This is a genomic window from Gelidibacter sp. (genome assembly GCF_039916245.1).
Taxonomy (GTDB): Bacteria; Bacteroidota; Bacteroidia; order Flavobacteriales; family Flavobacteriaceae; genus Gelidibacter.
This window is the reverse complement of record NZ_JBDSLS010000004.1, coordinates 41,525-61,558: the sequence shown is the minus strand read 5'-3', so window position 1 is coordinate 61,558 and position 20,034 is coordinate 41,525. Positions and strand designations below refer to the sequence as shown.

Annotated in this window: 18 protein-coding genes; 9 read left to right on the top strand and 9 right to left on the bottom strand. The window is 37.0% G+C overall.

Annotated elements, in window-relative coordinates; genetic code table 11:
• On the bottom strand, window positions 1-812 hold an 812-nt coding region (folK, locus tag ABIQ28_RS00440), incomplete at its 3' end, for a 2-amino-4-hydroxy-6-hydroxymethyldihydropteridine diphosphokinase (RefSeq protein ID WP_348034775.1).
• A gap of 377 nt (window positions 813-1,189) precedes the next feature.
• Here folK and ABIQ28_RS00435 point away from each other — a divergent pair.
• The 3 genes from ABIQ28_RS00435 (at window position 1,190) to rpsU (ending at window position 5,116) form a co-directional block, all read left to right on the top strand.
• Entirely contained in the window at window positions 1,190-3,847 is a 2,658-nt protein-coding gene (locus tag ABIQ28_RS00435) for an AsmA-like C-terminal region-containing protein (protein ID WP_348034774.1), read from the top strand.
• 177 nt (window positions 3,848-4,024) lie between these two features.
• On the top strand, window positions 4,025-4,888 hold the full coding sequence (locus tag ABIQ28_RS00430) for an RNA polymerase sigma factor RpoD/SigA (RefSeq protein WP_348034773.1): 864 nt from the start codon (window positions 4,025-4,027) through the stop codon (window positions 4,886-4,888).
• A gap of 33 nt (window positions 4,889-4,921) precedes the next feature.
• The gene (gene rpsU, locus ABIQ28_RS00425; RefSeq protein WP_348034772.1) at window positions 4,922-5,116 is read left to right on the top strand and encodes a 30S ribosomal protein S21; all 195 of its coding nucleotides are present in this window, start codon (window positions 4,922-4,924) and stop codon (window positions 5,114-5,116) included.
• A 50-nt stretch (window positions 5,117-5,166) separates the two neighbouring features.
• Here rpsU and ABIQ28_RS00420 read toward each other — a convergent pair whose 3' ends face one another.
• Together ABIQ28_RS00420 and ABIQ28_RS00415 are read right to left on the bottom strand one after the other, a co-directional pair.
• Entirely contained in the window at window positions 5,167-5,406 is a 240-nt protein-coding gene (locus tag ABIQ28_RS00420) for a hypothetical protein (protein WP_348034771.1), read from the bottom strand.
• A 405-nt stretch (window positions 5,407-5,811) separates the two neighbouring features.
• On the bottom strand, window positions 5,812-6,606 hold the full coding sequence (locus tag ABIQ28_RS00415) for a DUF2797 domain-containing protein (RefSeq protein WP_348034770.1): 795 nt from the start codon (window positions 6,604-6,606) through the stop codon (window positions 5,812-5,814).
• A 72-nt stretch (window positions 6,607-6,678) separates the two neighbouring features.
• Here ABIQ28_RS00415 and ABIQ28_RS00410 point away from each other — a divergent pair, with 72 nt between their 5' ends.
• Window positions 6,679-8,193, top strand: a complete 1,515-nt coding sequence (locus ABIQ28_RS00410) for a GH3 auxin-responsive promoter family protein (RefSeq protein ID WP_348034769.1) — start codon at window positions 6,679-6,681, stop codon at window positions 8,191-8,193.
• A gap of 289 nt (window positions 8,194-8,482) precedes the next feature.
• On the opposite strand, the gene clpX is transcribed toward ABIQ28_RS00410, so the two are convergent.
• The 6 genes from clpX to ABIQ28_RS00380 form a co-directional block, all read right to left on the bottom strand.
• Window positions 8,483-9,715, bottom strand: a complete 1,233-nt coding sequence (gene clpX, locus ABIQ28_RS00405; protein WP_348034768.1) for an ATP-dependent Clp protease ATP-binding subunit ClpX — start codon at window positions 9,713-9,715, stop codon at window positions 8,483-8,485.
• 57 nt (window positions 9,716-9,772) lie between these two features.
• Window positions 9,773-10,456, bottom strand: coding sequence for an ATP-dependent Clp endopeptidase proteolytic subunit ClpP (gene clpP / locus ABIQ28_RS00400; RefSeq protein WP_348034767.1), 684 nt, complete (start codon window positions 10,454-10,456; stop codon window positions 9,773-9,775).
• A gap of 133 nt (window positions 10,457-10,589) precedes the next feature.
• Entirely contained in the window at window positions 10,590-11,912 is a 1,323-nt protein-coding gene (gene tig, locus ABIQ28_RS00395) for a trigger factor (protein ID WP_348034766.1), read from the bottom strand.
• A gap of 205 nt (window positions 11,913-12,117) precedes the next feature.
• A complete protein-coding gene (locus tag ABIQ28_RS00390; RefSeq protein ID WP_348034765.1) occupies window positions 12,118-12,462 on the bottom strand; it encodes a phage holin family protein in 345 nt (114 codons plus the stop codon).
• Between the two features lie 44 nt (window positions 12,463-12,506).
• Window positions 12,507-13,274 (bottom strand): alpha/beta fold hydrolase, encoded by a 768-nt coding sequence (locus ABIQ28_RS00385; protein ID WP_348034764.1) that lies wholly within the window; start codon window positions 13,272-13,274, stop codon window positions 12,507-12,509.
• Between the two features lie 161 nt (window positions 13,275-13,435).
• The gene (locus ABIQ28_RS00380) at window positions 13,436-14,149 is read right to left on the bottom strand and encodes a pyridoxine 5'-phosphate synthase (protein ID WP_348034763.1); all 714 of its coding nucleotides are present in this window, start codon (window positions 14,147-14,149) and stop codon (window positions 13,436-13,438) included.
• 87 nt (window positions 14,150-14,236) lie between these two features.
• On the opposite strand from ABIQ28_RS00380, the gene ABIQ28_RS00375 reads away from it, so the two are divergent.
• The 5 genes from ABIQ28_RS00375 to ABIQ28_RS00355 all read left to right on the top strand — a co-directional run bounded on the left by ABIQ28_RS00375 (window position 14,237) and on the right by ABIQ28_RS00355 (window position 19,883).
• Complete coding sequence (locus tag ABIQ28_RS00375) at window positions 14,237-14,893, top strand: CBS domain-containing protein (RefSeq protein WP_348034762.1); 657 nt, start codon at window positions 14,237-14,239, stop codon at window positions 14,891-14,893.
• 4 nt (window positions 14,894-14,897) lie between these two features.
• On the top strand, window positions 14,898-15,767 hold the full coding sequence (locus ABIQ28_RS00370) for an NAD kinase (RefSeq protein ID WP_348034761.1): 870 nt from the start codon (window positions 14,898-14,900) through the stop codon (window positions 15,765-15,767).
• Window positions 15,768-15,865: 98 nt separating this feature from the next.
• Complete coding sequence (locus ABIQ28_RS00365; protein ID WP_348034760.1) at window positions 15,866-16,582, top strand: DUF6089 family protein; 717 nt, start codon at window positions 15,866-15,868, stop codon at window positions 16,580-16,582.
• A complete protein-coding gene (locus tag ABIQ28_RS00360) occupies window positions 16,583-17,323 on the top strand; it encodes an isoprenyl transferase (protein ID WP_348034759.1) in 741 nt (246 codons plus the stop codon). It abuts the gene before it with no gap.
• Window positions 17,295-19,883 (top strand): POTRA domain-containing protein, encoded by a 2,589-nt coding sequence (locus ABIQ28_RS00355; protein ID WP_348034758.1) that lies wholly within the window; start codon window positions 17,295-17,297, stop codon window positions 19,881-19,883. Before ABIQ28_RS00360 ends, ABIQ28_RS00355 begins: the two co-directional genes overlap by 29 nt.
• Window positions 19,884-20,034: the final 151 nt, after the last annotated feature.

Below are 20,034 nucleotides of genomic sequence, written 5' to 3'. Positions count from 1 at the left end.
GATTTATAAATATCATAATCACTGACCATAAAATCCTTGAATAAATCTAATTGCGATAAATCATCGCTGATTTGCTGGTAACGATCGGCCAAAAATGACATTTCCAAAGTAAAGGCATAACGCTGTGGCTCTTCGTAGAATTTCGGCAAAAAGGGATTATCGGCAAACCTTTCTAAAATCAATTTGGCATTAAAATCGTTTGAAATTTGATTCGCCAAACTCGTTTTTCCCGCACCTATATTTCCTTCTATGGCAATATAATTATGGCTACCAAACCCAAACTGCTTCATGGGGTTTTTTAACCAAATATTAATGGGCTCAATCTCACTGTCGTCTTGGCACGTTTCCAAAAGCTGCAGCACTGACTTCTCAAACTTAGGATGCATTACTTTAGGCGCAATATCATGCAGCGGCTGTAACACAAACTTGCGCTTATGCATTTGAGGATGTGGCGTGGTAATGAATTCGGAATCCATAACCTCATCGTCATAAAAAATAACATCCAAATCAATGGTTCTGGATTCGTATCCTGTACTGGAATGGCGTGTACGTCCAAGCTCAGTTTCAATAGTCAAAAGCTGTTGCATCACTTCTTCTGCAGAAAAATGAGTTTCAATAAAAATACAGCCATTGTAAAAATCTTCAGTAGATGCATCCTCATCAAAACCTAAAGCAGGCGTATTATACACTCTTGAAAAACTATTAATTTTACCAATACGTCTAAATATAAGATCAACGGCATCTTGCAGATGTTTTAATCTGTCGCCTTTATTACTGCCAAGTGCGATGTAAACTTTATGAGATTCATTCATATGTGATGCCAAAATAAAGAAAACAAAACCACTTTGTAATCTATTTTGACTGAAAAAAACATTTAAAAAGCCCGATAGCAAGTGGAGGTTTACATAACATTTCTTCAAAGCAGACAGACAACAGCCTTAAAATATGGATTATAGTAAATTGAAATTCTTAACACATAACTCTTCATTTTGCTCAAGAACTAAATGTCATTCTTGACAACATTTTTATATCTTGGTCTTTCCATAATTTAAAATCATTTTAGCCTCAAAAATTGCTAAAGTTTTACTTAACTTTAACAGTTGCCATCTATAAAATTATACTTTGCGTATATATTATACCTACTTAACTCTAAGGCTTTCAACTAGTGGAAGCAAAAACTAAATATTCAATGAAGAAGTTTCTAAAAATCACCGGAATTACCTTATTAATTATCATTATCCTCTTAATTGCATTGCCTTTTGTGTTTCAATCGCAAATAAAAGGTATGGTCAAAAATTTCATCAATCAAAATCTCAACGCCAATGTAGAATTTAGCGATGTGAGCTTGAGTTTGTTCAGAAGCTTTCCGAAGGCCCACGTTGAAGTGAGCGATTTGGTCATTACCAATTTTGAGCCTTTTAAGGACGAAACTTTTGTCACTGCAAAAAACATCAACTTTACGATGTCAGTAAAAGAGCTTTTCAAATCGGCTGACGAAGCTATTGTCATTAATTCCATCAACGTCAACGAAGCCCTATTGACCCTAAAAACCGATGCTTTTGGAAATGTCAACTACGACATTGTAAAGAAATCTGAACCTTCGCAAGATACCAAAGACTCTAGTTTTTCTTTCGACATTCAGGATTACAGCATTAAAAACAGCGCTTTGACCTATATTGATATGACTTCCGACCTGCAGTTTTATCTGACCGAATTAACCCATTCAGGAAAAGGAACCTTTTCGGGCGACGTGGGTGAATTGGACACCAAATCGGAAGCCAACGTGAGCCTCACCATGGATAGCACCAATTATTTAAACAATAACCATGTGAAATTAGACGCCCTTATCGACATGGATTTAAGTGCACAGAAATATACCTTCAAAGAAAACAAAGCCCTTATCAACCAATTGCCAATTGAGTTTAATGGATTTGTGCAACTAATAGACGAAGGTCAACTCATTGATATCTCATTCAAAAACATCGGCTCTACGTTTAAAGATTTCTTAGCGGTAATTCCAGCTACCTACTCAAAAGATTTAGATAAAGTAGACACTACAGGTAACTTTGACATCACTGGGATTGTGAAAGGCAAACTGACCGAAACTACCATTCCAACCTTGGACATCAGCATTAAATCGGACAACGCCTCGTTCAAATATCCAGATTTACCTAAACGTGTTGAAAATATCGTCATTGATACCGAAATCAAAAACGACACCGGAATTGCTGCGGACACGTATGTAGCGATCAATACTTTAAATTTTAAAATTGATAGCGACGTTTTCAAATCGTCAGCGTTAATCAAGAATCTTACCGGCAATATGCAAGTGAGCGCTGATGTGGACGGCACTTTAAATCTGGCTAATCTTACCAAAGCCTATCCTTTAGAACTTGACAATGAAATAAGCGGCATCCTAAAAGCGAAACTGCACACTTCATTTGACATGAATGCGATTGAAACAAACGCTTACGACCGCATTAAAGCTTCAGGAAACGCGAACATCACTAACTTGGTGTTTACGTCGGATGCGATGAACCAGCCGCTTCATATTTCAAAAGCAGATATGACTTTTAATCCATCGACCGTGACCTTAAATAGTTTTGACGCGAAAACCGGAAAAAGTGATATTTCAGCCACAGGAACCATTCATAATTTGATTGGCTTTATGATGAGCAAAAAAGTGAATTTAACGGGAGATTTCAAACTCAACTCCAACACTTTGGCGCTGAGCGATTTCATGAGCGAAGAAACAGAATCGACTACGGCAGCAACTTCCAAAAAAGCTGCAACCACGACAAAAGGATTGAAAATCCCGAAATTTTTAGATGCTACCATTACCGCTAACGCCAACACGGTTATTTATGACAATCTTAATCTGAAAAATGTCAAAGGTGTTTTGACCATTAAAGACCAACAAGCGACTATCAATAATTTGAGCTCCAGTTTATTTGATGGCATCTTATCCATGTCTGGAAATGTCAACACCAAATCTGACACACCATCTTTTAGTATCAATTTAGACGTTAATGGTTTTGACATTTCGAAATCCTTTAAAGGTTTAGAGTTGTTACAAAATTTGGCGCCAATAGCCAAAGTACTTCAAGGTAAATTGAACAGTACCATTAAAATTTCAGGAACCTTGGATAAAGAATTTTCTCCAAATCTAAATACTATTTCAGGATCAGCGCTTGCTGAAGTATTGACGACCGATATTGACGAGAAAGCAAGTCCGCTTTTATCAAAACTGGAAGGCGCCTTGAGTTTTATCGATTTTGGAAAATTAGATTTGCACGACTTAAAGGCCCATTTAGAATTTGCCAACGGTAAAGTTCAGGTTAAACCTTTCCACTTGGCCTATAAAGATATCGGCATCACCGTTTCTGGAGCACATGGCTTCGACAAAACCATGACTTATGATGCTGTTTTTAATGTACCTGCTAAATATTTAGGAAGCGATGTGAACCGTCTTATCGGAAAGATTAATGACAATGAAGTCAATAAACTTTCCATTCCTATATCTGCAAAAATTTTCGGATCGTTTACAGATCCAAAAGTTTCGACAGACTTGACAAGTGGCATAACCAATTTGACCACCCAGCTCATTGAAATCGAAAAGCAAAAATTGATTGGCAAAGGCACCGATAAAATCAAGGATTTATTAAGTGGCGTTTTAGGAGGAACTAACGACAAGACCCAAACTCCCCAAACAACGACCAAAGATTCAACCCATATGCAACCAGCGCCTATCAAAAAAGACAGCATCAAAAACAGTGGAGAAGTTATCAAGAATACAATAAAGGATATTTTCAATAAGAATAAGAAGAAAAAAGATACCGTAAATTAACGCAACGTAAACTTCTCAGATTTATCTGAAATTTGAGAAGTTTTCATCTTTTTAATCAAAAATAACCTCAAATTTACAGAAATTCAGCGAATTGCGTTAAAGTAATGTGAAAGCTTTTGGTTTTGTCGTTTATTAAGTTATAATGTAAGATAACTTTTTAAAAACTGAATAGAATAGATGAGGCAATTAAAAATTACGAAGCAGGTTACAAATAGGGAATCTAAATCTCTTGATAAATATCTACAAGATATTAGTAAGCTGTCATTGATTACGGCTGATGAAGAGGTAGAATTAGCACAACGCATTAGAGAAGGCGATCAGGAAGCTTTAGATAAACTGACAACGGCCAATCTCCGTTTTGTGGTATCGGTAGCAAAACAATATCAAAATCAAGGTTTAACCTTACCCGATTTGATTAACGAAGGGAATGCTGGTTTGGTCAAAGCAGCCAAACGTTTTGATGAAACTAGAGGTTTTAAGTTTATTTCCTATGCCGTTTGGTGGATTCGTCAAGCAATTCTTCAAGCTTTAGCCGAACAATCTCGAATAGTTAGATTACCTTTGAACAAAATTGGTTCGATCAATAAGATCAACAAGGCCTTTTCATTTCTAGAGCAAGCACACCAACGTCCACCAAGTGCTGAAGAAATTGCCCAGGAATTGGATTTGACAGTGAAGGATGTTAAAGAGTCCATGAGAAATTCTGGACGCCATGTATCAATGGACGCCCCTCTAAAAGAAGGAGAAACTTCAAGTTTATATGATGTTGTTTCTTATGGCGATTCTCCAAGACCTGATCAGCTTTTAATGACTGAATCTTTAAGTTTGGAAATTGATAGAGCGCTCAATACACTTTCTCAAAGAGAAAGTGATGTGATCCGATTGAATTTTGGATTGAGCAATCAACCACCAATGACCTTGGATGAAATTGGAAAAACCTTTGATTTAACCAGAGAACGTGTACGTCAGATACGAGAAAAAGGTATTCGACGATTGAAGCACACCTCAAAAAGTAAAATTTTAAAAACGTATTTGGGATAGTCTTAAATACACTATATACTATAAAAACTATTTATGTTAAGAATCGAAATTAAAGAAGGCGAAAATATTGAACGCGCAATTAAGCGTTATAAACGTAAACACAGAAATGTGAAAGTAATGCAGACTTTAAGAGAAAATCAATATTTCACAAAACCTTCAGTTAAGAACAGGCGCCAAATGCAAAAAGCATCTTATATACAAGGTTTAAGAGATAAAGAAAACGCATAGTTCTCTTACTATTTAATATAAAAAAATCACGTCATTCCGACGTGATTTTTTTATTTTTCGAGATGTCGTTCTTCCCTACCGATCGGATGATCTTCGTAAAAATCCTTAAAGGTTTTGTTTGTGGTATATTTATCTCTCAATACCTTATACACCATAAACACCACCGAAGCCTCTCCTATACAGGTCACATAAAACACCCAATTTAAGGGTGTATTCATACTGACCATAATGACCAAGGTCACTAATAGAAACGTGGCGAGCGCAACATAAAACAGGACTGGTATTTTCATGGTTTCTTGTATTTATAATAGCTATAACGCAATGGCATTCAAAGTGAAATTCAAGCTTCACAAAGAAATTATTTGCCATTCACAAAATATCGAAAAGTAACAATCTGGTTCGTGCAACTTTGACAAATTTCGAGCAGCTCTGTGTAACAACACCTTACATTAAATTACGAAAAAATGAAGATTTAAGAGAATTTAGAATTGTAAATTAATGTTAATTGGGATTAAGTGAAAAATTGTTGGAAGAAATCTTCAACATTGGCAAGTTATTTCCTCGGAAGATTATGAGAAAAGACAACATAAAAGCTCTTTGCGAACCTTCAAAAAAACTTTGCGAAACTTTGCGTCATAGCCTCCCGTTCGCACCTCAGAAAATTTATTGTCCCAATTAAATATTAACAGTTTTATTTATTGCACAGAAAGTGCTACAACAAATCCTTCGTTAGATCTGATATTGAAAACCGTTTCATCTTCAAAAATGAGATATTGCCCTTTGATCCCTTTTAAAACCCCCTGATAATTGGGTGTTTTCTCCAAATTAAGACTTTTTGGTTTTTCAGGATATTGCAAAACAGGAAACTCAATATTAGTTTCTGTGTTGCTCGCAATAAAATAATCTCGTGCCGCTTCTGGAATGTATTGTTTTAACCGATCGCGCCATTCTACTAAATTCTCGTCAACAATCTCATTTTTCAACATCGTGCGCCAATTGGTTTTATCGGCCACAAAATCCTTTAAGGCGACTTCAGTAACACCCGCCAAATAACGGTTAGGCACTTCAACGATTTCAATCGCTTCATGTGCACCCTGATCAATCCATCGTGTGGGCACTTGCGTTTTTCGAGTCACGCCTACCTTGACATTACTGGAATTTGCCAAATACACAATATGCGGCTGCAACTGCACCTTTTTTTCATATTCTAAATCGCGATCTTCTTGATCTAAATGTGCTGTACTTAACTCTGGTCGCATGATCCAATCGGCCGCTTGTGGGATGTCAAAAAAACAGCTTTTACAAAAGCCTTGTCTGTAAATAGCTTTGTATAATGAACAGTTGAGACATTGGTAGCCAACAAATTGAATCGTGATCGTTTTATTCAATAGTTGATTCATATTAATGAAATCATTTTCAAAAACAAGATAATATTGAATAGGTTGTGAAAACTCAGTTGCCATTTTGGTTAAGACCCCTTGATACGTCATTTATTTAAAAATTTATTTAGAAGATTGTATTTAAAAAAAGTGTTATTTTTAGTCTTTAAAGATACTACAAATATGTCAATCCCATTAGTTAATTCAATTGCTTCATGGTTCTTGAAAAAGCGATTCCATCAAATTGATTTGTTTTTAAAGTACCCTAATGAAGTACAGAATGAATTGCTCCAGGACTTATTGACCACGGCAAAAGACACTGAAATCGGCAAAAATTATGATTTTGCGAGCATTACTAACTACCAAACCTTTGCCGAGCGGATTCCTATCTCAACTTATGAAGAAAATCAGATCAATATTGAAAGATCCCGAAAGGGCGAAAACAATATTTTCTGGCCATCACCGATCAAGTGGTTTGCAAAATCAAGCGGCACGACAAATGCGAAAAGCAAATTCATTCCCGTGAGCTCTGAATCTCTAGAAGACTGTCATTATGCCGCAAGCAAGGATTTATTGTGTATGTACCTCAACAATAATGAAAATTCACAATTGTTTACAGGAAAAAGCCTCAGGCTTGGTGGAAGCAAAGAACTCTACAAAGAAAATGGCACTGTCTTTGGCGACTTATCCGCCATCCTCATTGATAATATGCCCTTCTGGGCCGAATTTAGCAGCACCCCAAGCAGTAAAGTCTCTTTGATGAGCGATTGGGAACATAAAATGCAAGCCATCGTTAATGAGACCATAAATGAGAACGTTACAAGTCTGGCAGGAGTACCTTCGTGGATGTTGGTACTTTTGAACAATGTCTTGGAAACTACCAACAAGAAAGATATTTTTGATATTTGGCCAAATCTGGAAGTTTATTTCCACGGCGGCGTCAGCTTTTTACCTTATGTAGATCAGTACAAAGCCATTTTGCCCAGAAAGGATTTTAGGTATTATGAAATTTATAATGCGTCTGAAGGCTTTTTCGCCATTCAGGATCAGAACAGCTCAAGTGAGCTTTTGCTCATGTTAGATTATGGCATTTTTTATGAATTCATTCCGATGGATGCTTATGGCACGCCTGAGCAGCGCATCATTCCGTTAGCAGAAGTTGAAAAACACAAAAACTACGCGGTGGTCATCACGACCAATGCGGGACTTTGGCGCTATAAGATTGGAGACACCATTCGCTTTACCTCCTTACAGCCGTATCGCATTAAGGTCAGCGGACGAACCAAACATCATATTAATGTATTTGGAGAAGAACTGATCATTGAAAATGCGGAAGACGCCCTAAAGAAAGTATGTAAAAAAACAAACTCTCAAATTGTTGATTATACCGCGGCACCCATTTTTATGAGTGGCAAAGAAAAAGGTGCTCATGAATGGCTGATAGAATTCAAAACACCTCCAGAAGACATCAATTATTTTAATGAACTGCTCGATAACGCTCTAAAATCCCTAAACTCTGATTATGAGGCGAAACGGTACAATAACATCACGCTCAACAGTCCGAAAATTCAGTTGGCAAGACCGCAATTATTTTATGATTGGTTAAAGCAGCAAGACAAATTGGGCGGACAACACAAGGTGCCACGGCTCTCCAACACGCGGCAATATATGGACGCCCTACTGAAGTTAAATGTGTAAGGCCGTTTAGCGCAGAAAATGACAAATTTTATTTTTATAACGAAAATAAAGTAGGCTTTATCTAAAAACAAGGCGTGTCGTTTTTATCTCTCAAATAAGCTATTATATTTACAGTAAAGCAATCAATATAGCACCTTAAAATGTGCACTATTGAATAAAGAAGCAAAACAATAGTCCTCTGTTGTAAATATATTTAAAGCATTGTTTTTGCAATATTAGTTTTTAAATCCAAAAAAAAGAAACCACCCTGAAATAGAGTGGTTTTTGCTTTTATATAGGTTCAAAACTTTTAAGACACCGCTTTTAAGCGTTTCAATGTGGTTTTATCCAATTTATCTTCAGCATATTCCTTGGTAACGTGAAGTTTCTTTTCATTGCCACTTGGCAATTCAAACATCGCATCCGTTAAGATTTCTTCACAAAGTGATCGCAAACCTCTAGCGCCCAATTTATACTCAATCGCTCTACCCACAATAAAATCTAAAGCACCATCTGTAATGGTAAACTTAATGTCATCCATTTCAAAGAGTTTTTTATACTGTTTGATGATGGCGTTTTTTGGTTCCGTTAAAATCGCTCTTAATGTTTCAGCATCTAAAGGATCCATATAACTCAACACTGGCAAACGACCAATGATTTCAGGAATCAATCCGAAATCCTTTAAGTCTTTTGGGATGATATATTGGAGTAAATTATCTTTATCGATGACGTCACCTTGAGTTGCCGCTTTGTAGCCAATAGCCGCCATATTCAGACGTTTTGAGATAATGCGATCAATCCCATCAAAGGCACCACCAGCGATAAACAAAATATGTTCGGTATTAACTTCGATGAATTTTTGATCAGGATGCTTACGACCTCCTTTTGGCGGGACATTAACAACTGTACCTTCCAATAATTTCAATAAGCCCTGCTGAACACCTTCTCCCGAAACATCCCGGGTAATGGATGGATTATCACTCTTACGAGCAATCTTATCGATTTCATCAATGAAAACAATACCCTTTTCGGCTTTTTCAAGATTATAATCAGCAGCCTGTAACAAACGTGTCAATATACTTTCCACATCCTCGCCTACATAACCAGCTTCGGTCAATACCGTTGCATCCACAATGGCCAAAGGCACATTGAGCATTTTTGCAATAGTTTTTGCCATTAAGGTTTTTCCGGTTCCGGTTTGACCCACCATGACAATATTGCTCTTTTGAATTTCAATATCATCTTTGCTTGCCGGTTGCAACAAACGCTTATAATGGTTATAAACCGCAACAGACATCACTCTTTTTGTATAATCCTGACCTATGATATATTCATCAAGAAACTTCTTGATTTCCATAGGTTTCTTAAGCATCAATTCTGAGGACAATTCGGCGTTGTCACTTTGCTTTGATTCTTCTAAAACAATCCCATGGGCCTGCTCAATACATCTGTCACATATATGTGCATCTAACCCTGCGATCAGTAAATTGGTTTCCGGCTTTTTCCTACCACAAAACGAACATTCTAATACTTCCTTTGCCATAACTCTTTTAATTCTAAATTTTAAATCTCAAATCCGATTGCTATAAATCCTTTGAAATTATATTTTTTTAGTACCCGTTAAAACTTCATCGATCATACCGTATTCCTTGGCCATTTCAGCTTTCATCCAGTAATCTCTATCACTATCTTCATACACCTTTTCATAATCCTGACCGGTGTGCTTACTGATAATGTTGTAAAGTTCTTTTTTTAGGGTGACTATTTCTCTAGCGGTAATTTCTATATCACTCGCTTGACCTTGCGCACCACCTAGCGGTTGGTGAATCATGACACGAGAGTGCGTTAATCCACTGCGTTTTCCTTTAGCTCCCGCACATAATAAAACAGCACCCATTGAGGCTGCCATCCCTGTACAAATTGTTGCTACATCAGGTTTGATCAACTGCATAGTATCATAAATACCAAGACCAGCATATACACTACCTCCTGGAGAGTTGATATATATTTGAATGTCTTTTGAGGCATCCGTACTTTCCAAGAACAACAATTGCGCCTGGATTATATTAGCCACTTGGTCATTGATGCCAGTGCCCATAAAAATAATACGATCCATCATCAGTCTAGAAAAAACGTCCATTGAAACTGCATTCATTTGACGTTCTTCGATAATATTGGGCGTCAAACCAACAGGATACATACTGTTCATGATTTGATTATAATAAGTACTACTAATGCCTTGATCTTTTATTGCGAATTTTTCAAATTCTTTTCCGTAATTCATAAGTATTTTTTAGTTCTTAAATTCATTAAAACCCCAAAATCCTTGGGATATCTTGATGACTATTAAGTAGTCAAAAAAAAGCGTAAAACCTAACAGTTTTACGCTCTAAATATAACGATTTAAATTATAATTATTAGCTGTAAAACTCTTTTACGAAATCATCATAAGTAATTTCTTTAACTTTATGATTCGTTTCTTTTTTGTAAAGCTCCAATAAATTTTGGCTCATCAATTGCTCTGACAAACGTTTCACTTCGTCTCTATTAGACAAAATACGTGCCGCAATATCTTCCAATTCTTTATCTTGTGGATCCATTTGACCAAATTGCGCCATTTGTACTTTGATCATGTCCTTAGCAAAAGTCTTTAAATCGTCAAACGTAACCTGTAGATTGTATTTTTCAATCAATTTACCTTCGATTAACTGGTAGCGCATGCTTTTTTCAGAATTTTCGTATTCTTCTTTAGCCTGATCTACAGTCAACTCATCTTCTCCGGCAGTTTGCATCCATTTTTGCAGGAACGCTGCTGGAAGGTCAAATTTTGTATGCTCAACCAAATACTCAGTAACATCATTCAAAAACTTTTGATCGCCTTGTTGTCCAAACTGCTTTTCTGAATCTTCCTTGATTTTGGTTTTTAAATCCGTTACCGAAGTCACAACATCTTTACCAAACAACTTATCAAACAACTCTTGATCCAAGTCGGCCAATTCTCTTTTGTTGACTTCTTCAATAGTCAAAGAAACCTCAACATCCAATCCATGGGCATCATCATGAGCCACTTTTAAAAACTTCATTAAGTCATGGTCGTCATTGAACAAGCCTTTAGTTTTCAAAGTCACCACATCGCCAACCTTAGCTCCGATTAAAGATTTTTCAGCAGTTTTGCTTTTGATCTTATCTAAAGTAAAAGTCGCTTTATTATTGATTTCTTTTTCCTCGTTTGCAAAAACACCAGTAATTTCAGAATCTTTTGAAACCGCATCTTCAGAAACCAATTTACCATATTGCTTTTGGATGTGCTCGACCTGACCGTCGATCATTTTGTCATCAGCAACAATGGTGTATTGCGTGATTGGAGTTTTTCCTTTAAGTTCTACCTCAAATTTTGGCGCCAAGCCCAATTCAAATTCAAATGAAAAAGAATCCGCATCCCAATCTAAATCATCTTGAGATTTTGGTAATGGACTGCCCAAAACATCCAATTTCTCTTCAGTCATATACTTCTTAAGAGCGTCCTGTAAAAGTTTATTGACTTCATCAACCAATACCGCTTTTCCATATTGCTTCTTAACCATTCCCATTGGTACATGTCCTTTTCTGAATCCAGGAATGTTAGCTGATTTACGGTAATCCGTAAGAATTTTTTCTACTTTATCGCTATAGTCTTCCTTAACGATATCTACTTTTACAACAGCATTTAATGCGTCAATGTCTTCTCTTGTAATATTCATATTGTAATTAATATAGCCTAATGGCGTTTTATCTTTTTATCTATCAAAACCCTGCTAACAGGCAGAATTCGTTCCACTTATGCTTTCCATTTCTTTCTAAAATGAACCAAAAAACGCATGATTCACTCATCAAAAATGGGGATGCAAAAGTACATATTTTTTAAATCCAATCAAAGTTTTTAAACAGTTGATTTATAGACTGCTCTTAGTCCTTGTCCATGAGAGAATATAGGATGGATTGCAAAAACGATAAGAGCAAGCTAAACAGCAAGGCAGTCCAGAAACCACTAACTGAAAAACCGCTCATAAACTTCGCTGCCAAAAGAATGATGACCGCATTGATTACTAAAAGAAATAAACCTAAAGTAATAATGGTAATAGGCAAGGTTAAAATGACCAAGATCGGTTTGACGAAAGCATCTAGCACCGCCAATACAATGGCCAGAATAATGGCCGATGTAAATCCGTCAGCAAGTTGTACTCCAGGAAGGAATTTTGCTATAATGACCACGGCAAGCGCGCTTAAAAGTAATTTGAGAATTAAATTCATGTCGGTTTTAATATTGGTTTAGATTAAAAATAGCAAATGCACTATTATTTGCCTAAAAAATTGCTAACCTCTGTATAAAAGTCGGCTGGATTTTCAGCATGCAACCAATGCCCAGCATTGGAGATTGTAACGATTTTTGATTTCGGAAAATGGGCGTGGATCAAACTTTCGTCTTGAAGCGAAATATATTCTGACCGATCGCCGCGTAAAAATAAGGTGTCTTTTTCAAATTTGGCGTGCATTGGCAAAGGTTCCCCAATCTCACTGGACTGCTCTTTCAAAACCTCAAGATTCATGCGTAAGGCAAGCACGCCTTTTTCTTTCCAATATAAGTTTTTAAGTAAGAACTGTCGGATTCCAAGAGTTGATACATATTTACTTAACACCTCATCGGCCTCGCCTCTACTTTTAAGCGTTTGAAAATCTAATGCTGACAACCCATTTAGAATGTCGTCGTGATGCGCCGGATAATAGCGTGGCGAAATATCTGCAACGATCAATTTTGAAACGAGTTCAGGATATTCCACTGCAAACAACATCGCCGTTTTTCCGCCCATGGAATGTCCCAAAAGCACAAAATCTTTTAATTGATGTTCATCACAATACTGTTTTAAATCGGCAACCATGACTTCATAGTTAAATTCGTCACTATGAAAACTTCGTCCATGATTACGCTGGTCAATAAGATGCACTTCGTAACCTTCCTCACTGAATTTTGTGCCGATGGTTTTCCAATTGTCACTCATCCCCAAAAATCCATGGAGAAAAATAAAGGGTTGGCCTTCGCCTAAAATATTTGAAAAAAGATGCATGATGAAAAGATTAACGATTGACGATTAACGATTGTTGATTTATGATCGATGACAGATGACGGCTGACGGATGAGGGATGAAGGATGATAGCAAAAAACAAAACATCTGCTCTCCTCTAAATGCCAACTGAAGACTGCCAACTGAAGACTGAAGACTGCGGACTACTTCAACTGCCTCAAATACATATTGATAACATTTTCAATCCCCAGGTACAGACTTTCTGAAATTAAAGCATGTCCAATGGAAACTTCCAACAAATCGGGAATATTCTGTTTGAAAAATTTAATATTATCTAAGGATAAGTCGTGCCCTGCATTAATGCCTAAGCCCAACGCACTGGCCAAAACCGCACATTCGACGTAAGGCTTGATGCCCATTTCGTTGCCTAAGTCATAATCCTTGGCGAAGGCCTCGGTATAAAGTTCGATTCTATCCGTTCCGGTAACTTTTGCACCTTCAATCTGTTTTAAAACTGGATCCACAAAAATTGAGGTGCGGATTCCATTTTGTTTAAATTCCTTGATGATGTCCACCAAAAAATCTTTATGCTTAATGGTGTCCCAACCTGCATTTGAAGTGATCGCATCTTCCGCATCGGGCACCAACGTGACCTGTGTCGGTTTTATGTCAAGCACCATATCCACAAATTGACGGATAGGATTGCCTTCAATATTAAATTCCGTATAAACTTCTGATTTCAAATCATACACGTCCTGATAACGAATATGTCGTTCATCGGGTCTTGGATGGATCGTCACACCTTGGGCTCCAAACTTCTGCACATCTCTTGCAAATTGCACCACATTTGGAACATCGCCACCTCTTGAATTTCTAAGGGTAGCAATCTTGTTGATATTAACGCTCAACTTTGTCATAGCTTTTGTTTTATTGAGCAAAAATACGAAGTAGATGATGCTTATTGTAGTTATTTTTAATTATTTTGCAGGAACAAATCCGAGAACATGCCGCTAAGAGAGTACATTATCAACGACATCAAGCCACTGAACATTAATGACAAGGTCAGCGATCTTAAAATGATGTTCAATGAATTGACCTATTCCCACATCCCCATTGAGAAGGACAAAGTGTATTTAGGATGCATTTCTGAAACGGACGTGCATTGCTTTGAGGGGGACAAAACTATTTTAGATTGCGCCCATTCCTTAGAAGGCTTTTTTGTGAGAGCAGAAACCAATTGGCTGGATGTTTTAGAAACTTTCGCCCAGCACTCTTGCAATATCATGCCGGTTTTAGATGAAGAGAACAACTATTTAGGCTACTATGAACTCAATGACATCATTGGGATTTTTAATGACACGCCATTCTTCTCAGAACCTGGAGGCACTTTGATTGTTGAAAAAGCTATTGAAGCTTATTCCTTCAGTGAAATCAGTCAAATCGTCGAGTCCAATAGTGCCAAAATATTAGGCGCTTTTATTTCTAAAATGGAAAATGACATGGTGCAAATCACGCTCAAAATTGGCAGCACTGGACTTAATAATGTGATACAGACTTTTAGACGCTATAGCTACAACATCATTTCTGGTCATGAAGAAGATACTTATGTTGAGAATTTAAAAGAACGCTCAGAATACTTGAAAAAATACCTTAATATGTAACGCTATGAAAATTGCAGTTTATAGCCAATATTACAAGGGCAACGAAACTTGTGTCAGCACCCTTCTAAATTATTTAGCCCATAAAAAATCGGAGGTATTTATTGAGGACAGCTTCTATCAACTTATTGCCGATCAATTGGAGGGGCCAACATTTGAAACCTTTCAAACCTTGGACGATTCGTATGATCTGCTCATAAGCATTGGTGGCGATGGTACAATTTTAAGAGCAATTACTTATGTCAGCAGTCTTTCCATACCAATTATTGGTATTAACACAGGGCGTCTAGGTTTTTTGGCTACGATCCAAAACACTCAAATTGAAAGCGCCATTGACCATATTTTTGCAGGCAACTATAAAATTTCAGAACGCAGCCTATTGTGTGTTGAGACCCACCCAGAAAACAAGGATCTTACACAACTTAATTTCGCACTTAATGAAGTGGCCGTGAGCAGAAAAAACACAACCTCCATGATTACGGTAAAAACACATCTGGACGGCGAGTATTTAACTTCTTATTGGGCAGATGGCTTAATTGTCTCCACCCCTACAGGCTCTACAGGTTATTCTTTAAGTTGCGGCGGCCCCGTCATGTCGCCAAGTGCTAAAAGTTTTGTCATCACACCAATCGCACCTCACAACCTGAGTGCGAGACCCTTGGTTATCCCCGATCATACCGAAATCCAATTAAAAGTAGATGGCCGGGAAGACTTTTATCTCATTTCATTAGACTCAAGAATTGCAACGCTGCACAACAGCACTATCGTAACTGTTAAAAAAGCAGACTTTAAGATAAAGATGATTGAACTTCATAGCGAAAGCTTCATTGATACTTTGCGTAAAAAACTTCTTTGGGGAGAAGATAAACGCAACTAAACAATAAAATCTTTTAAATACTGTTTATCTGTAATACAATTTGTTTCAAATTGTTAAAGGCTAATCTTATTTATTATATTTGCAAACTTTAAAATTTTATGAGGTCTATCATTTTAATAATCTTTAGTGTTTGTTTCGTATCAAACATCCAAGCGCAAATTTACGAAGTCGGTTTTTTCCTTGGCAACAGTAATTTTATTGGGGATGTTGGTAAAACAAATTATATATCACCTAACAATCCAGCAGGCGGACTCATGCTGAAATGGAATAGAAGTCCGAGACATTCGTATAGAGCCTCCATACTTTTTACAGAACTGGAAGGCAAGGATAACTCTTCAGATGACCCACGAAGACTGGAACGTAATTATGGGTTTAAAAACTCACTTTTAGAATTTTCTGCAGGAATGGAGTTTACCTTTTTGGATTTTAACCTACATAGTTCAGATCCTCAAATGACACCTTATTTATATACTGGTATTTCGGCTGCGAGACATAAAAATCTCTATTTTGATCCCACACAACCTATACCACCTAATAACGATCCCATTATGCCCATCTCCGAGAATAGTCAAAGTTGGGCTCTCGGCATTCCAATTGTAGTAGGCTTTAAAACAACCGCAGGTCCGGGTCTGGTATTAGCGGCTGAAATTGGCGTTAGATATACCTTCTCCGATAAACTTGACGGTAGTGTTCCTGATTCCAAAAATCTACAGTCTTATAGCTTCGGAAATTTAAACAGCAATGATTGGTATGTTTTTTCTGGAATAACTGTAACTTACACCTTTGGACAAAAACCTTGCTATTGCAATTATTAAGTGGATTTAAAAAAACAAATACATACCGGCAAACTCCCTAACCATTTAGCCATCATCATGGATGGCAACGGCCGTTGGGCAAAAAAACAAGGCCTACTTAGGGTGATTGGTCATGAAAGAGGCACGAAATCCGTACGGGAAGTGGTGGAAGCGAGTGCCGAAATAGGCATCAAGCACCTCACCCTTTATGCGTTTTCTACTGAAAACTGGAACCGTCCAAAAACTGAAGTTCAAACTTTGATGAAGCTTTTGGTTAAATCCCTGAAAAAGGAAATCAAAACCCTTCAAGATAATAACATCAAACTTAACGCTATAGGTTGCCTTAAAGATTTACCTGAAAAAGCTAAAGAAGAGCTTGAAGAAGTCATCGAAAAAACAAAGGACAATAACCGAATGGTTTTAACTTTAGCCTTGAGTTATGGGTCGCGAGAAGAACTCATAAATATGGTTAAGGAAATATCTGATAAAGTTAAAAATAATATAATTTCAATCGATTCTATTGACGAATCCATTATTAATAAGCATCTTTACACGCAAAATTTGCCAGATGTAGACTTGCTCATCCGGACCAGTGGCGAACAAAGAATCAGTAATTTCTTGTTATGGCAAATTGCTTATGCTGAATTATATTTCACCAGTATTTTATGGCCCGATTTTAAAAAGCATGATTTATATACCGCTTTGATAGACTATCAAAATAGAGAACGACGATTTGGAAAAACAAGTGAACAACTTAGCTAATAACACGCTTTTGAAAACAATTACTAATACTCTTTTCAGTGCCTTTTTTCTTTTATTATCCCTTGCTTCAACGGCGCAGGAAAATCCATATAATTCAGGTCAAAATTACACTATAGCAGAAATCGTCGTCACAGGCGATACGAATTTCAGCGAAGCTACAATTATCACGTACTCAGGCTTAAGAAAAGGTGAGGTTATCGCCATCCCTGGAGAGCGTATTAGTGAAGCACTTAAAAAACTTTGGGGATCCAATCTTTTTAGCAACATCGATATTTTCCTTACCAAGACAGAAGGCGACATGGCTTATTTAGAAATCAGCCTTCAAGATTTGCCTGAACTGAATGAGCTGGCCATTAAAGGGGTCAAAAAAGGTAAAAAAGAGGCTATTATTAAGGATAATAAGTTAACCAAAGGTGTAAAAGTCACTGAAAACCTCATAACGACGACCAAAAATTACCTTACCAATAAATATAGAAAAGAAGGTTTTTACAATACCAAAGTTACGGTAACTACCGTTCCTGTGGTGGATTCTATTGAAAAAACTAGGGTTAACATGGTCGTGAACATAGAGAAAAACGACAAAGTAAAAATTAGTCATATAACATTTTCTGGGAATGAAAAACTAAGCGACAAGAAGCTTAGAAAGGCCATGAAAAAAACCAAGCAAAAAAACCCAGTACGCTTCTTAAAACGTTCCAAATACGTAAAAGCGGACTACAAGGAAGACTTGGTTAGTGTTATTAATAAATACAAAGAAAACGGCTATAGAGATGCCCGTATCATTTCTGACTCTATCTATAGTGTCTCTGATGGCATGATTGCCATTGACATTAAAGTTGAAGAAGGTGAAAAATACACCTTTGGTAAAATTGCATTTGTTGGAAATACAAAATTTTCTGATCAATATTTGGCATCAATCTTAGGTATTAAAGAAGGAGACACTTATAATGGTGTCGAATTAAAAAAGAGAATTGCAGACGATTCAAGGCCAGATGCACAGGACATATCGACGCTTTACCAAGATAGCGGCTATTTATTCTCAACCATCAATCCCGTTGAAGTCAGTGCCGAGGGTAATGTTATTGATATGGAAATCCGCATTTCAGAAGGAAAACAAGCCTACTTTAATAACGTATCTGTCGTTGGAAATGATAAAACCAATGACCGCGTTATCTATAGAGAATTACGAACACGACCAGGTCAGCTTTATAGCAAAACGGCGGTAGTAAGAACAGTGAGAGAACTTGGACAATTAGGTTTCTTTGATGCTCAACAATTGAGTCCAAATTTCAAAAATGCTGATCCTAATGAAGGGACTTTGGATATGGAATATTCCGTCGTTGAAAAAGGTTCTAGCCAAATTGAATTACAAGGTGGTTACGGTGGTGGCGGTTTTATTGGAACCCTTGGTCTATCCTTCAACAACTTTGCAATTAAAGATATTTTTAAAGGAGAAGCTTACAAACCTGTACCAACAGGTGATGGTCAAAGTTTAGCTTTACGTTTACAGGCAAGTCGTTTTTATCAAACCTATAGTTTTTCATTTACAGAACCATGGATGGGTGGAAAACGTCCAATCCAGTTCTCAACCTCATTATCACATACCAGACAATTCTTGTACAATCCAATGACCAGAGATGCGGACAAAAGTAAGCGTTTCAACATTTCTGGGATTACTGTTGGACTTGCAAAACGTTTAACACAGCCTGATGATTACTTTATGCTATCCCAAGCGGTAAGTTTCCAGCATTATGATTTACAGAATTATAATACTGGTCTCTTTACTTTTGGTAATGGCTATTCTAACAACTTGGCGTACACCATTGGATTGAGCAGAAACAACACCTATACCGATCCTGTTTTCCCAACAGGAGGCTCTAGCTTTGCTGTCACCGCAAAATTCACTCCTCCGTATTCATTGCTGAACAATGTTGACTATACAGCTTTAAAAGAGGAAAGAGCAGCATTGAGACCCAATGATCAAAATGATGATTATGCACGTATGGGAGAAATCGATCAGGAGCGTTACAAATGGTTGGAGTTTTATAAAGTTAAATTCAAAGGCGATTGGTACACCAACGTGGTTGCAAACAAATTAATCCTTAAATCGGCTTTTGAGTTTGGTTTCCTTGGCGCTTACAATCAAGATAGAGGTGTTATTCCTTTTGAGCGTTTCTTTGTTGGAGGAGATGGTTTAGGCAACTATTCATTAGACGGTAGAGAATCGATAGCCTTGAGAGGTTATCCAAACCAATCCTTGTCTTCGCAAGATGGTGGAACGATTTACAATAAATTTTCAGTAGAACTTCGTTACCCAATTACCTTAGGCGCACAAGCAAAAATATTCGCTTTAGGATTTATAGAAGGTGGTAATTCATTTGATAGTTTCAAGAACTACAACCCATTTGATCTCAAACGTTCAGCGGGTGTCGGATTACGTATTTTCATGCCAGCATTTGGATTGTTAGGTATTGACTTCGGTAATGGTTTTGATGCCTTACCTGGACAAACCAAGAAAAATGGTTGGGAAACACACTTTATTATTGGACAGCAATTTTAAGTTTGGCACGGTATTTTCTTATCATCCTTTGACGATTTAATACGAGTGTTAAAATTTTTTAGAATATATTTCGTTAATTTGAAATATATTGCGCTGATCGGACAGAATCGTTAAGTTTATCTGTCATTTTTAGAATTTATAGCGTGACTCA

What these genes read in the sequence shown, in the direction of transcription:
- ABIQ28_RS00435 (WP_348034774.1), top strand. Translation starts at nt 1,190, where the DNA reads ATGAAGAAGTTTCTAAAAATCACCGGAATTACCTTATTAATTATCATT.
- ABIQ28_RS00430 (WP_348034773.1), top strand. Translation starts at nt 4,025, where the DNA reads ATGAGGCAATTAAAAATTACGAAGCAGGTTACAAATAGGGAATCTAAA.
- rpsU (WP_348034772.1), top strand. Translation starts at nt 4,922, where the DNA reads ATGTTAAGAATCGAAATTAAAGAAGGCGAAAATATTGAACGCGCAATT.
- ABIQ28_RS00420 (WP_348034771.1), bottom strand. Translation starts at nt 5,406, where the DNA reads ATGAAAATACCAGTCCTGTTTTATGTTGCGCTCGCCACGTTTCTATTA.
- ABIQ28_RS00415 (WP_348034770.1), bottom strand. Translation starts at nt 6,606, where the DNA reads ATGACGTATCAAGGGGTCTTAACCAAAATGGCAACTGAGTTTTCACAA.
- ABIQ28_RS00410 (WP_348034769.1), top strand. Translation starts at nt 6,679, where the DNA reads ATGTCAATCCCATTAGTTAATTCAATTGCTTCATGGTTCTTGAAAAAG.
- clpX (WP_348034768.1), bottom strand. Translation starts at nt 9,715, where the DNA reads ATGGCAAAGGAAGTATTAGAATGTTCGTTTTGTGGTAGGAAAAAGCCG.
- clpP (WP_348034767.1), bottom strand. Translation starts at nt 10,456, where the DNA reads ATGAATTACGGAAAAGAATTTGAAAAATTCGCAATAAAAGATCAAGGC.
- tig (WP_348034766.1), bottom strand. Translation starts at nt 11,912, where the DNA reads ATGAATATTACAAGAGAAGACATTGACGCATTAAATGCTGTTGTAAAA.
- ABIQ28_RS00390 (WP_348034765.1), bottom strand. Translation starts at nt 12,462, where the DNA reads ATGAATTTAATTCTCAAATTACTTTTAAGCGCGCTTGCCGTGGTCATT.
- ABIQ28_RS00385 (WP_348034764.1), bottom strand. Translation starts at nt 13,274, where the DNA reads ATGCATCTTTTTTCAAATATTTTAGGCGAAGGCCAACCCTTTATTTTT.
- ABIQ28_RS00380 (WP_348034763.1), bottom strand. Translation starts at nt 14,149, where the DNA reads ATGACAAAGTTGAGCGTTAATATCAACAAGATTGCTACCCTTAGAAAT.
- ABIQ28_RS00375 (WP_348034762.1), top strand. Translation starts at nt 14,237, where the DNA reads ATGCCGCTAAGAGAGTACATTATCAACGACATCAAGCCACTGAACATT.
- ABIQ28_RS00370 (WP_348034761.1), top strand. Translation starts at nt 14,898, where the DNA reads ATGAAAATTGCAGTTTATAGCCAATATTACAAGGGCAACGAAACTTGT.
- ABIQ28_RS00365 (WP_348034760.1), top strand. Translation starts at nt 15,866, where the DNA reads ATGAGGTCTATCATTTTAATAATCTTTAGTGTTTGTTTCGTATCAAAC.